General features: G+C 67.9%; 5 protein-coding genes. 1 reads left to right on the top strand and 4 read right to left on the bottom strand.

Annotation, left to right across the window (positions count from 1 at the left end):
* Nucleotides 1–17 precede the first annotated feature (17 nt).
* Both D5S18_RS26135 and D5S18_RS26130 read right to left on the bottom strand, forming a co-directional pair.
* Entirely contained in the window at nt 18–8,456 is an 8,439-nt protein-coding gene (locus tag D5S18_RS26135; protein WP_158607971.1) for a type I polyketide synthase, read from the bottom strand.
* 375 nt (nt 8,457–8,831) lie between these two features.
* Entirely contained in the window at nt 8,832–10,136 is a 1,305-nt protein-coding gene (locus D5S18_RS26130; RefSeq protein WP_120043743.1) for a cytochrome P450, read from the bottom strand.
* A 219-nt stretch (nt 10,137–10,355) separates the two neighbouring features.
* Between D5S18_RS26130 and D5S18_RS35455 the strand changes: the two genes are divergently transcribed.
* Nucleotides 10,356–10,520: a hypothetical protein gene (locus tag D5S18_RS35455; RefSeq protein ID WP_203236918.1), complete on the top strand. Its 165-nt coding sequence runs from the start codon at nt 10,356–10,358 to the stop codon at nt 10,518–10,520.
* Nucleotides 10,521–10,536: 16 nt separating this feature from the next.
* Here D5S18_RS35455 and D5S18_RS26125 read toward each other — a convergent pair whose 3' ends face one another.
* Nucleotides 10,537–11,232 carry a GntR family transcriptional regulator gene (locus D5S18_RS26125; protein ID WP_120043742.1) on the bottom strand — a complete coding sequence of 232 codons (696 nt, stop codon included), beginning with the start codon at nt 11,230–11,232 and terminating at the stop codon, nt 10,537–10,539.
* Nucleotides 11,233–11,286: 54 nt separating this feature from the next.
* Nucleotides 11,287–12,216 carry a ketopantoate reductase family protein gene (locus D5S18_RS26120; protein WP_158607970.1) on the bottom strand — a complete coding sequence of 310 codons (930 nt, stop codon included), beginning with the start codon at nt 12,214–12,216 and terminating at the stop codon, nt 11,287–11,289.
* Between the last annotated feature and the right edge of the window lie 49 nt (nt 12,217–12,265).

Here is a 12,265-nt window from a genome sequence, read left to right as displayed (position 1 = left end):
GTCGTCTTCGGGCGGGGTCAGTGCCCGTCCACCAGACTGGTGAAGCTCGGGAAGGCGTCCTCGGCGGACAGTTCCTGAGCGATCGTCGTCATCACCTGCGGGTGCGGGTTCTGGATGAACAGGTGGCCACCCGGCACGCTCGTGTACGCGAAGCCGCCGCTGGTCAACTTGCCCCAGCCCTGCAACTGGTCCGGCTCGAACACCGGGTCATCGGCGCCGCGCAGCACCGAGATCGGGGCGCGCAGCGTGTACCCGTTCTCGAAGTCGTAGTCGCCCAGCATCTTCAGGTCCGCCCGGATCGACGGCAGCCAGTGCAGGATCGAGGACTCGTCCTCGACCGGGATATCGAGCAACTTGTTGTCGCGCAGGACCGCGAGCACCTGGCTGTCGGAGGCCCCTTCCAGATCGAACCCGTCGCGAATGTGCTCGAGGTCGCGCACGTAGTCCCGCACCAGTGCGGGCGAGGGCCAACCGGCGATGACGAGTTTCATCGGCACCTCGTTGTAGTGCTGCTCGAGATACCTGGTGAGCTCGTAGGCGAGCAGCCCGCCCATGCTGTGCCCGTAGATCACGAAGGTCCGGTCGAGGTAGGGCAGCATGGCCTCGGCCAGTTCCGCGACGAACGCGGGCATCGAGTCGACCGGCGTGTCGTCGAGTCGGTCCTCCCGACCGGGGAACTGGATGCCCACCACTTCGACGGTGTCGGGCAGGTCGCCGGGCCACGCAGTGAAGACCGACGCGCCGCCGCCGACGAAGGGCAGTGCGAATACCCGCAGGCTGGCGGTATTCGAGCGTCCGACGATGGTGCGGATCCACCGGTCGGGACCGGTGACCGGGGCGGGCGCCGCCGCGCCGCCGGTGGACTCGCCGGACAGCTGGGCCAGCACCTCACCGGAGAGTTCTACGATGCTCGGACCGCGCATCAGACCCATGGTCGGGAAATCGATCTCCAGATGCTTGGCCAGCATATTGCGGATCTGGCCCGCCATCAGCGAGTCCATCCCGAGATCGGTCAGCCCCACATCCAGGGGAAGACGATCGACGGGCATATCGAAGATCCGCGAGATCTGTTGCGTCAGAGCCGTTGTCAGTCGCGGCAGCCGCTCCTCGGCCGGGAGTTCGGACAGTTCGGTGCGCAGGCCCTCGGTGCCGAAGCCCGCTGCGGCGCCGGGTGCGTCGTGCGCCGCGAGATGCGCCAGGCGCGGGGAGCTGCGCACGATCGGCATGACCTGATTCATCTTCGCCCAGTTGACACCGAAGACACTGGCCCGGCTCACCCCCTGGACCAGGCAGCGCCCGATGAAGTCCAGTGCGTAGCCGGGGGAGATCGGCGTCCACCCCAGCCAGGACAGCGTGTCGAGCTTGTTGCGGGCGACGAACCCGACCTCGTCGATGGCGCCCCAGTTGACGGTCAGCGCGGGCAGCCCGAGCTGCTTGCGGTGCAGGGCCAGCGCCTCCAGGAAGCCGTTCGCCGCGGCGTAATTCGACTGGCCGGGGGTGCCGACGTTCCAGCTCATCGAGGAGTACATGACGAACGCGTCCAGCTCGAGGTCGCGGGTGAGGTGGTGCAGATGCCAGGCCCCGTCGACCTTCGGCTGCACCGCCCGCAGGAACTCGGTCTCGGTCATCGCGGCCAGCGGACCGTCCGCGATGACCATGGCGGCGTGGTAGATGCCGCGCAGCGGCGGCAGGGTCGAGATCCGTTCGAGCAGCCCCCGGACCTCGGCCTCGATCGAGACGTCGGCGCGTTCGAGGACCACCTCGACGCCCGCGGCGCGCAGCAGCGCGATCGGCTGCTCGTTCTCGGCGTCGATCTGCGCCCGGCGTCCCACCAGCACGATGCTGCGGGCGCCCTTGGCGGCCAGCCACTGCGCGGTCCGCAGACCGAAACCGGTGTAGCCGCCGGTGATCAGGTAGGTGCCCTCGGGATCGAGCGCGGCGTCCTCGGCGCCGGTCGGGTAGACGAGAACCTCGGCGTCGGCATCGAATTCGACCACCACCTTGCCGATCTGCTTGGCGCCCGCCATGTATCGGAACGCCGCGCCCACCTCGGCGGCGCCGAAGCCGGTGTGCGGCAGCGGCGGCAGGGTGCCCGCGCCGACCCGATCGAGGACCGCGGTCATGGCCTCGCGGCAGCGGTCGGGCACCTCGAGCAGCATGCGGTCGATATCCACCGCGGCGTAGCTGAGGTTGTTGCCGAACGGCTTGAGCCCCAGCTTGTAGTTGTCGTAGATGTCCTTCTTGCCGATCTCGACGAACCGGCCGTGCGGTCGCAGCAGTTCCAGGCTCTTCGGAATGGTCTCGCCCTGAAGGGAATTCAGCACGATGTCAACGCCGTCGTAGCGTGCGCGGATCTCGTCGGCGAAGGTCAACGACCGCGAGTCGAAGACGTCGGCCACACCCAGCGAACGCAGATAGTCCCGCTTCTCGGTGCTGCCCGCGGTCGCGAGCACCGTCGCGCCGAACAGGTGCGCGATGTGCACGGCGGCGAGGCCGACACCGCCGGCGGCCGCGTGCACCAGCACCCGCTCGCCCGCCCGCAACCGGCCGACCTCGACCAGCGAGTACCACGCGGTCAGGTAGGCCATCGGCAGGGTGGCGGCCTCGACCGCCGACAGATTGCCCGGCGCCGGATACACCTGCTGGGCCTCGGTGACCACCCTGGAGCCGAAGCAGCCGCGGGCGAAGGCGACGACCGGGTCGCCCGGCGCGAATCCCTCGACCTGCGAACCCACTTCGGTGACCACGCCCGCGCATTCCACGCCCAGGTTCTTCTCGTAGAACCCGCCGGTGCTCGCGCCCTCGGAGAGCACGCCGAGGGTCAACATGATGTCGCGGAAATTCAGTGCGGTCGCGCTCGGCGCGATGGCGATATCGTTCGGGCCGAGGGCGGCGACCGACTGCGTCTCGTAGCGGAGTTCGTCGATGCCGGGGTCGGCGGGGACGTTCAGCACGAACGGCGCGCCGTCCGAGCCGCGGACCGGTGTCGCGACCGAGGTCTCGAACTCGGCGAGCGACAGGTGCTCGAAGCGATCGATGAACCGGGTGTCGCCCCGGAAGGCGATCTCCTCCTCCGGCGTCCGCACGTGCAGCAGTTCGTCGAACAACTGCGCCGCGCGGGCGCCCGCGTCGGCCGCCGGATCGAAGTCGAGGATCTTCGCCCGCAGACTGCTGTGCTCGCTGAGCAGCACCCGCAGGATGCCCCAGCTCGGCGACTGCGACGGGATCACCCGGTCGGCCCGGTCCACCAGCGGTCCACCGGAGGTGGCGACCCAGAAGCGCGGGGCCACCGACCATTCCAGCTGATCGACCGCCCGGGCCAGCGCCATCACGCTGTAGGCGCCATGGCTTTGCACCTGCGCCAGCAGTTCGGTGGTGAGCTCGGTCGTGGCGAAGTCCAGGTTCCACAGGTGCAGGACACCCGCCACCGTGCCCGAGCCGGCTCGCACCTGCTCGAGCACCCGTCGCAGCTCGGTATTGCTGGTCGGGTCCACCTCGAAGCTGCGGTCGTCCAACTGTGCGAAACCGCCGCCGCGGGTGACGACGACACTGCCTGCCGCCGCCTCGCCCAGTCGGGCGAGGAACTGTTCGGCCACGCCGCCGGTATCGGCCAGCACGACCCACGGGGCGGTCTCGACGCGCGGCTGATGCGGTGCGAGATCGAGCTGCGGAGCGCGCGCCGCGATGACCGAGCAGCCGGTCTGCTCCGGACTCGTCATCTCCGAGAAGATCTGCACGTGTTCGAAGCCCGCGGTCGGCAGGAAGCTCTGCCAGCCCGCCTCGGACAGCAGCGGATAGTCCGGCCGCAGATCGCGATCGGCGAAGCGCCACCAGCCGTCGGTCATACCGAAGGTCAGATCGACCCAGTGCGGCGGGTTGGTCTCCTCGACGACCAGCAGCACGCCGCCGGAGGTGAGCAGCTCGCCGACATTGCCGAGGGTGGCGCGCAGATTCTCGGTGGCGTGCAGGACATTCGCCGCCACCACGATGTCGAAGTAGTGGGCATCGAAGCCCTGCTCCGCGATGTCGTGCTCGATATCGAGGACGCGGTAGTCCACGAAATCGAACTCCGCGAACCGCTGCTTGGCCTTGTTCAGGAACAGCTGCCCGATATCGGTGAACACGTATTCCGCGCGGTCGGCGGGGAGTTCGGCAAGGATCCAGCCGGTCGTGCCCGCGGTGCCCGCACCGATCTCGAGCACCCGGATGGGCCGCTCGCTCGGCAGCGCCCGCACACACTCGGCGACCACCTTGGCGACCGTGCGGTTGCACCGCTCGAAGGAGAACGACGTCTCGTAGAGATCCACCACCGACTGGAACTCGTCCTCCGGGAAGATGAGTTCGATCGGATTGACCTCGTCGCGCAGCACCGCGGCCAATTCGGCGCCGCAGCGTTCCAGGACCGCGTACTCGGCTTCGCACTCGGGATGCCGCTCGCGCAACCGGGCCAGCGCCGCGGCGGTGTCCACCCGCGCGGGTGTGTCGAGCAGTTGCCAGCCCGCGCCGTCGGCGGCGGTGATGCCGTGCCGGGTCAGCAGTTCCAGCAGGCGCGCCAGGTAGTCGCGATGCTTGTCGGGCATGCCGAGTTCACGGGCGAGGTCGTCGAGCGTGACGCGCCTGCCCGGCGTGAAGTCCATACCCAGTCGGTGCCAGGCCTCCGTCACGTAGGCGATGCAGAGCCGGTTCATCTCCGCTTCGGTCTCCGCGTAGTACGCCTGATTGAGCGGCCAGGCGCGCACCTCGTCGAGGATGGGGTCGACGGCGGCCCGCAGGTCCTGGTCCTCGGGCACGAAATCGGCGGGCAGCAGCGTGCGCACCCGGACCGGCGCCTGCCGCCAGCGGTACTCGTAGAGCCACTGCAGCAGCGCGTCGCGGTCCTCGGTGGGCTGAGTGATCGACTTGCCCTTGAACCCCTCGAAGTGCGCGACCAGCGACCCGTCCTCGTTGAGCAGCCACAGATCGCCCTCGCAGTAGGCGGGGTCGTCGAGAATGTTGGCCTGCCCGTAGCAGAACACCCGACGGCCGGCCTTGGCGTGGAAGCTGAACCGCTTGATGTCGAACGGAATGTAGAGGTGCTTGTCCTCGGTGTTCGGGTCGTTGCCCATCGCGATGGACAGCGACTGGAAGCACGCGTCGAGCAGCGCGGGATGGATCATGTGCCGCGGGGCTTCGTCCGCGATGGACTCCGGGGTGTCGATGCGTCCGAGCGAACGCAGCTCGCCGTATTTGAGCTTGGTGATGGCCCGGAACGCCGGACCGAGCATCAGGCCGTTGTTGCGGAACTTCGCGAACACCCGCGCCGGATCGAATTCGAGCGGGCAGTGCGCGTCGAGGTCGGCGAAGGGCACCGGCAGTTCGGTGTCGGGCGCGCCGCGCCGCACGGTGCCCGAGGAGTGCAGCACCCAGTCCTTGTCGCCGTCCTGCAGGCTGTAGACGCCGAAATGCAGCGACGGGGTCAGGACCACCTGGACCCGAGGGGCGGGCCGGTCGTCGAAGGTGAACAGCGGGCGACGGAATTCGACATTCTCGATCGAGTACCGGTCCGGGCCGAACACCTCGGTCAGGCAGCCCACGATCAGGTCGAGGTGCCCGGCGCCGGGGAACACGATCGGACCCTGCACCCGGTGGTCCTCCAGCCACGGGAACACGGCGGTGTCCATGGTCAGTTCCCACACGTGCTTGTCCGGCTCGTCGGCGACCGGGGTGCGGATCCCGACGAGCGGATGGATCCCCGACGGGAAGCGCTTGCCGTGCGACTTCGGCGTTTCGAGCCAGTAGGTTTCGCGCTGCCACGGGTAGAACGGCAATGACAGGCGCTCGCCGCCCGCGAAGACATTCGTCCAGTCCGGATCGAATCCGGCGGTGTACAGCGCGCCGAGCGAGTCGAGCAGGGTGCGCCGATCGCTCTGCTTGCGATGCAGCGACGGCACCGCCAGACCCGTCACCTGGCGCTGATCCAGCAGCTCGCCGATGGCGGTCGAGTGGATGGGGTGCGGACCCAGCTCGATGAAGGTCAGGTGCTGATCAGCGATCAGGCGGCCGATGGTGGGCGCGAACCGGACGGGTTCGCGGATATTGCGCCACCAGTACTGGGCATCGAGAGCGCCGGCCGGCAGCACATCGCCGGTGACCGTGGAATACATCGGCGCCGCGGCGGGTCCCGAGCCGATGCCGTCGAGCGAGGCGAGCAGTTCATCGTGCAGCGGGTCCATGTGATGGCTGTGGAAGGCCACGCTCACCTGGAGCATTCGGCAGAAGATCCGGTCGGCCTCGAGTTCGCGCCGGATCTCCTCCAGCGCGTCCGGATCACCCGCGAACGCGGTCGATTCCGGACCGTTGAGCGCGGCCACCTCGACGCGGCCGCGATAGCCCGCGAGGCGCGCTTCGGCGGCGTGGAACGGCAGACCGACCGCCAGCATCTTGCCCTTGCCGGAGGCCCGCTGCTGCACCCGGCTGCGATGGAAGATCACGCGCACCGCGTCCTCGAACGACAGCGCGCCCGAGACGTAAGCGGCGGCCACCTCGCCGATGCTGTGGCCGACGACGGCCGCCGGGGTGATGCCCCAGCTCTGCCACAGTGCCGCCAAGCCGACCTGGATCGCGAACACCGCGGGCTGGGCGATGAAGGTCTCACCGATGCGGCTGTCGGCCTCGTCGCGGCCGAGCTCCTCGAGCACACTCCAGTCGGCGTGCTTGCGCAACTCGGCATCCACGCGCTCGACCGTCTCCCGGAAAACCGCGTTCCGGGCCAGCAATTCGCGGCCCATGCCCCACCACTGCGGACCCTGGCCGGAGAACACGAAGGCCACCCGGCCGGTGCCGGACCCCTTCACCCCGCCGCGCAGCCCATCGGACTCGGCGCCGCGGGCGAAATCGCGCAGTGCGGCACGCAGATCCTCCGTCGACGAGCACACCATCGCGAGCCTGCGGTCGTAGTGCGACCGGGTGCGGGCCTGGGCGGCGGCGACCGCGGGCAGGTTCGCCGCGTGCGTCGGATCGGTCAGGAAGTCGGCGTAGGTGTCGGCGTAGGCCTGCAGCGCCTCGCCGGTCTTGGCGCTCAGCGTGAACAGCACCGGATCCGCGGCCGCGGCGGTGCGCACCGATTCCGACCGCTCGTCGGCCGCGGGCGGGCCCTCCAGGACGACGTGCGCGTTCGAGCCGCCGAATCCGAAGGAGTTCACCCCGGCCAGGCGCCGCCCCGCATTCGGCCACGGCTGGCGCGTCTGTGCCAGGCGCAGGCCCAGCTCATCGAAGTCGATCTTCGGATTCGGTTGTTCCGCATGCAGATTCGCAGGAATCTCACCGTTGCGCACCACCAGGCACGCCTTGATGATGCCGACCATGCCCGCCGCCGACTCGAGGTGTCCGACATTGGATTTCACCGCGCCGACGACGCACGGACCCTGCCCGTTGCGGCCCGCACCCAGCACCTTTCCCAGCGCGCGCGCCTCGATCGGATCGCCGACCGGCGTACCCGTGCCGTGCGCCTCGATGTAGCCGATATCGGTGGGAACCACGCCCGCGTCGCGGCAGGCGTCGCGAATCATCTCCGCCTGCGCGTCCTCGCTCGGCACGGAGATGCCGTTGGTGCGGCCGTCCTGGTTCGTCGCGCTGCCGCGCAGCACCGCGTAGATCCGGTCGCCGTCGGCGATGGCCGCCGACAGCGGTTTGAGCACGATCGTGCCCGAACCCTCACTGCGGATGTAGCCGTCACCGGTGCTGCTGAACGACTGGCACCGGCCCTCGGGGGACAGGAAGGTGCCCTGGCTGAATCCGATCGTCGCCTCGGGCAGCAGCAGGGTGCTGACACCACCGACGAGCGCCATCGTCGCCTCGCCGGACCGGATGCTGCGCATCGCCAGGTGAATCGCGACCAGCGAGGACGAACACGCGGTATCCACCGTCATACTCGGCCCGCGCAGGTCGAGCAGATACGAAACGCGGTTCGCGACAATGCAATTGGTGACGCCGGTCATCGTGTGACCGCCGATCAGGTACCGGTTGTCCGGATTGAGCTGGATGATGCCGTAATCGTGTCCGGACACGCCCGCGTACACCGCGACCTTCTCGCCCGCGATCTGCTCGGGGACAATGCCCGCGTCCTGCAGAGCCTCCCAGGTGGTCTCCAGGAACAGCCGCTGCTGCGGGTCGATGCGCGCGGCCTCGGTCGGCGTGATGCCGAAGAAGTGCGCGTCGAACGACGACACGTCATCGAGGTAGCCGCCGGTGCGGGTCCGCATGTGCCCCGGCCGCGCGGCGTCGTGGTCGTAGAACGCGGCGGCGTCCCAGCGGTCCTGCGGCACTTCGCGCACGGCATCGCGCTCCTCGATGAGCAACCGCCAGAAATCACCCACATTCCGAACTTGTCCGGGGAAGCGGCAGCCGATGCCGACTACAGCAATGCCTTCGTGCGCGATAGGTGTGGAATCGGTCGACGAGCTGAGCACAGAATTCATTCGCATAACCTTGTTTGTCACGAAATCGATCGACCACGCGCGACTTCGCCAGATGCCGTGGTGGTCGATATCGATATTGTTTCCCAGAGCACACACCGGGACCGGGGCTCACAGTCGAGCCGAGTCCGAGAGTCGGTATGCCGTCGCGATTTTCGCTACGAGCTTCCGAGCAAATCATATGGAGATCGCCGCGACGGCACATCCCCCCGTGTGGGGGTGGCGATCACCGGATCGAATGGATTTACACGGGCGAAACGAATTGTGGTAATTGCTGTCCGAATTCGGCGGCGCGGGCTCTCCGGAATGGATGTGCCCGAAACGCGCGGCGAGCGCCCGGCAGCGGATGCGGGGCGCTCGATGTCACGGGAGGGACCTTCAGCCCGCCGGCGACGGCGTGCTGCGAACACTGCGGCCGAGCTCGACCGGCACCTTCGCATTGCCGCGGAAGGTGAGCTGCTGCCGCAGCCGCGGCGGAGCGGCCGCCCGCATATCGGGAAACCGCTCGAACAACGCGCGCAAGGCGTGGGTGGATTCCATCCGCGCCAGGTTGGCGCCGAAGCACGCGTGCACACCGTTGCTGAAGGCCAGATGTTCGCCGGCATTCGGCCGGGCGATATCGAAGCGCTGCGGGTCGGTGAACACCGCGGGGTCCCGGTTGGCGCCCCCGAGCGACAACATGACCATGCTGCCCTGCGGCAGCGGCACCCCCTCGAGCTCCACATCGGTCAATGCCGAACGGGCCGTGATGAATACGGGCGGCTCGTAGCGCAGCACCTCCTCGACGGCGTTGGGCCACAGCTCCGGCTCCGCGCGCAGCCGATCCCACTGGTCGGGGTGGCCAAGCAGCAGGGACACGGCATGGGCGATCAGGTTCGCGGTGGTCTCGAATCCGGCGCCGATGATGATGCTGGTATTGGCCTTGAGCGCGTATTGATCGAGCTCGCCACCGGTGATCATGGTGGACAGGACGTCCTCGCCGGGGTCGCGGCGCAAGCGTTCGATGTGCACATCGAGGTAGTCGTTGAGTTCCGTGGCCGCCTTGATCGCGCGGTCGTAGGTCGACCAGGAGACGCCGACGTCGAGCATCGGCGTCATATCCTCGCCCCAGGCCAGGAACTTCGCCTCGTCCTCGCGCGGCATGCCGAGCATCTCGAAGATGATCGCGATCGGCACCCTGGACGCGAAGGTCTCCACCAGATCGACTGTGCCGCTCGACGGTAACGCCGCCAGCAGCTCCTCGGTGACCGATTCCACCCGGTCGCGCAGCTTCTTGATCGCGCGCGGCGTGAACGCCGACACGACCGGTCTGCGCATCGTGGCATGCTCGGGCGGGTTCATTCGCAGCATCGCGGGCGGATCCGCTGGATTGGCCGGTGGCGGCACCCGATTCGCGAATCGCTGCAGCACCTTGGGGATCTCGATCCTGGCCGAGCTGCGCACGCCGAATCGGTTGTCCCGCAGGATCGCCTTGGCCACCGCGTAATCGCAGGTCACCCAGGGGAGCGGGGTCTTCACCAGCTTGCCCTGCGCCCGAATCCGTTCGATATACGGGTGCGGATCGACAATGCCCTTCGGGCTGAGCATCCGCGCGAAGGTATCGCCCCGGCTCGAGTGGTAGCGCAGCACCGCGCGCGGCACACCGTGCAGCGACAGCCAGCGCAGCCAATATTGAATGGTCATGAGTTCGGCAGCCCGTCTGTGAAAGGGAAATTCACGCGTCCGCCGTTGCCGCGACCGGGCTCCGGGAATGGTGAATACATGGGCATTACCTCATGTCGAGGGTTCTCGGGAGAGCCTAGGCGCAGCGAGCATTCCAAACATCCCCCCGACCGGGTGTCACCCGACCGATCGCAGGCTCGTCGGGCTCACCATTGCCGCCACACGGAGTAGAAATGGGGGATGACAAGAGCGGTCGTGGTGCTCTACGTGTTCGCGCTGGTAGTCGTCGTGGTCGGCGTGGATATTTTGTTCTTCAGGCAGTATTTCTGGGCGCGCCTGCTGGTGAATGTCGGAATCGTCATGATATTCGGGGCCTTCTATTTGAGGTTCTCGAACGGTTCATGAGTTCGGGCGATCGTGCTCAGTGTGCGACCGCACGATGGTCGATGGTGCGGGTGATCGCGTCGCGTACGGCGTCGGCATGCCTGCGCAGTGCTGCCGCCAGGGCGTCGGCATCTCTTTGCGCCAGCGCGCGCGCGATCTCGACATGTTCGTCCTGGCGTTGCCGTTCGTGCGCGCCCGCGTCCAGGACCAGGTAGTGGGAGATCAACAGGTGCAGGTTCAAGGATCGGTAGGCGTCGCTGAGCTGCGGGTTGTTCGCGCCGGCGATAATCAGTCGATGAAACTCGACGTCCTTGTCGATGAATTCGATCCGGCGGGCCAATTCGTCGGGCAGCCGCTGCTCGGGGGTCGGTCCGGCGGTCAGCGCGGGGACCAGCGCGAGCACGTCGGCGATCTGTTCGTCGGTGATCCGCTCCGCGATGAGCGGGGCCGCGCCGTCCTCGTACAGTGAGCGCATTTCGAACATCTGCCGGACTCCGGTCGCGGTCAGACTGGTCACCGACGTGCCACTGCGGCCGCGAATCCGGAACAAACCCTCGCCGGCGAGCCGGTCGATGGCGGCCTTGACCGGCGCTCGGCCCAGGCCGAGCGCCGCGCACAGTTGACCGACCGAGGTCCGTTCACCGGGGCGCAGTTCCTGGTGCAGCAGCATCGACCGGATGCGGTGGTAGGCGGCGTCCGTCAGATCACGGCCGACGCCCGGTAGCTCCGTCACCTGTGCCCCCTGCTCCTTTTTCGTATTCGGTCTTCGACACCGCCGCCAGGGGAACTACGAGGCCGTCGCGCTGTCGAGCGCCACGAGCATCCCATGCGCGGCTCGGGTGACCGGTGTCGGGACGCCGTGGGCCGCGCCGAGTTCGATGACATAGCCGGTGAACGCCTCGAGTTCGATCTTCCGCCCGGCCGCGAGATCCTCGGCCATCGACGAGGAGATGTCCATCCGGGCCGCGGTGTGCTGGACGCGGACCCGGTGGTCGGGCGCCAGCGGTGCGCCTGCCGCGCGGGCCGCGGCGGCGGCCTCGGCGACGAGCAGGTCGAACACCTCGGCCGTCGCCGGATACGACAGCAGTTCCCCCAGGCGCTTTCCCGTGATCGCCGTGAGCGGGTTCAGCCCGCAGTTGAACAGGAATTTCTGCCACTTCGACGAGCTCACTTCGGGTTCGACCGCGGCTTCGATACCTGCCCGCGAGAACAACTCCCGCACTTGCGAACTCGCGCCGAGATCGAGCCCGAAGTAGGGGCCGACGATCAGTTTGGGCGGCGCCGAGCAGCGAATCACGCCGGGTCCCAACCGATCCGCGCCGATGTAGAGCACGCCGGACAGGATGCGCGACGGTCCGAGCTTTCCGGCGAGGATCTGTTCGTTCTTGACACCGTTCTGCAGGCACAGCACATGGCCGTCGGATGCCACCAGCGGCGGTACGGATCGTGCCGCTGTCTCGGTGTCGTAGGACTTCACACAGAACAGCACGAGATCGGCCGGGCGATCGACCTCTTCGACAGCCAGCACGCGATCCGGCCGAACCACTTCACGCGCTGCGCGGGCATCTTCGAGCACGATGCCGTGCTCGCGGATCTGCCGCAGATTCGCGCCCCTGGCGATCAAGGTGACCGGCACCCCGGCCTTGGCCAGCCGTGCGGCGAGATATCCACCCGTCGCGCCCGCGCCGAGCACCATTACCGACATTTCCGTACTCATACGATCCCCTCGAGATCCGCACTCCGATTGCACTGGCATGTCAATCTAA

Origin of the sequence: Nocardia panacis (assembly GCF_003598715.1) — a bacterium.
In the GTDB taxonomy this organism is placed as follows: Bacteria; Actinomycetota; Actinomycetes; order Mycobacteriales; family Mycobacteriaceae; genus Nocardia; species Nocardia panacis.
The sequence above is the reverse complement of the archived record's forward strand: the minus strand, read 5'-3'. Positions and strand labels throughout refer to the sequence as shown.

Excerpts from the sequence above, each read along its gene's own strand:
- D5S18_RS26130 (WP_120043743.1), bottom strand. The coding sequence starts at position 10,136 with ATGACCATTCAATATTGGCTGCGCTGGCTGTCGCTGCACGGTGTGCCG.
- D5S18_RS35455 (WP_203236918.1), top strand. The coding sequence starts at position 10,356 with ATGACAAGAGCGGTCGTGGTGCTCTACGTGTTCGCGCTGGTAGTCGTC.
- D5S18_RS26135 (WP_158607971.1), bottom strand. The coding sequence starts at position 8,456 with ATGAATTCTGTGCTCAGCTCGTCGACCGATTCCACACCTATCGCGCAC.
- D5S18_RS26120 (WP_158607970.1), bottom strand. The coding sequence starts at position 12,216 with ATGAGTACGGAAATGTCGGTAATGGTGCTCGGCGCGGGCGCGACGGGT.